Origin of the sequence: Aquipuribacter hungaricus (assembly GCF_037860755.1) — a bacterium.
Taxonomy (GTDB): domain Bacteria; phylum Actinomycetota; class Actinomycetes; order Actinomycetales; family JBBAYJ01; genus Aquipuribacter; species Aquipuribacter hungaricus.
The window spans coordinates 1-991 of sequence record NZ_JBBEOI010000458.1 but is presented as its reverse complement, the minus strand read 5'-3'; the positions used below and the strand labels follow the sequence as shown (position 1 = coordinate 991).

The following is a 991-nucleotide window of genomic DNA, read 5'->3' as shown; positions in this document are numbered from 1 at the left end:
CTTCGGCCGGCGCGCCGGTCGCCGGACCGGCCGCCCCTGCTGCCCCGTCGACCCCTGCCGGCCCCACCCGTCCGGTGGTCCCCGTGCTGCCGGCCCCGGTGCTCGGCGCGAGCATCCCCCTGCCCGGCCAGGCACCCGAGGTCGACGCAGCCCCCGACGTCGCGGCCCCCGTCGTGGCCCCCGGTGGTGCGGCGCTGCCCCGGCGCGGCCAGGCCGCAGCTGCTTCTCCTGCTGCCCCTGCTGCAGTCGCCCCGGTCGTCGCGGCTGCTCCGGTCGCGCCTGCTGCTGCTGCCACGCCGGTGCACCCGGTGGCGCCGACCGTCGACGAGACCGCGGTGCTCACGCCCACCGTGACCCCCGGGTCCTCGCCGCTGCCCACCCGGTCCCGCCGTGACCCCGCTGCGGTCCCCGCCGCGCCGGTCGCCGCTGCTCCTGGGGCCCCTGCGGCGGTCGAGGGCGCCTCCACCGTCGAGCCGACCCCCGCCGGTGAGCCCGCGCCCGCCGGCTCGTCCCTGCCCGGGACGGACGACCCGTCGGCCCCCCCGCGCCGCGCCGGCCTGTTCGGGGCCTTCCGCGCCCGCCGCGAGGACGCCGACCTGCCCGCCCTCGCCCCGACCGCTCCCGTCACCTCTCCGGTCGACGCCCGCGAGCCCGTCGTCGCACGGCCGGACCTGCCGGCTGCCCCCGTGGCTCCGTCGGTCGCCGGGCCGGTCGTCGTCATCGCCGGCGCTCCGACGCCGGTCCCTGCCGCGGCCCACGACGACGAGGCGTCCGCGCCCTTCGTGCCCGCGGTCGCCCCGGCGAGCTCCGGCGCCCCGCTCGTCGCGCGCCAGGCCCCGGTCGTCCCGGTCACGTCGGAGGCGCCGGTCCCCCCGGTCGTCCCGCTGACCCCGCTCGCTCCGCCGGCCCCGGTCGTCCCGCTGGCCCCGGTCGCCCCCCCGGCCGCAGTCGCTCCGCCGGCCCCGGTCGCCCCGCCGGTCGCGGTCGCCCC

The 991-nt window shown here is 82.3% G+C and carries 1 pseudogene; it reads left to right on the top strand.

The features are described 5' to 3' along the window. Positions 1-83: 83 nt before the first annotated feature. Positions 84-991: pseudogene (locus tag WCS02_RS20590) on the top strand (hypothetical protein); the annotation flags it as partial.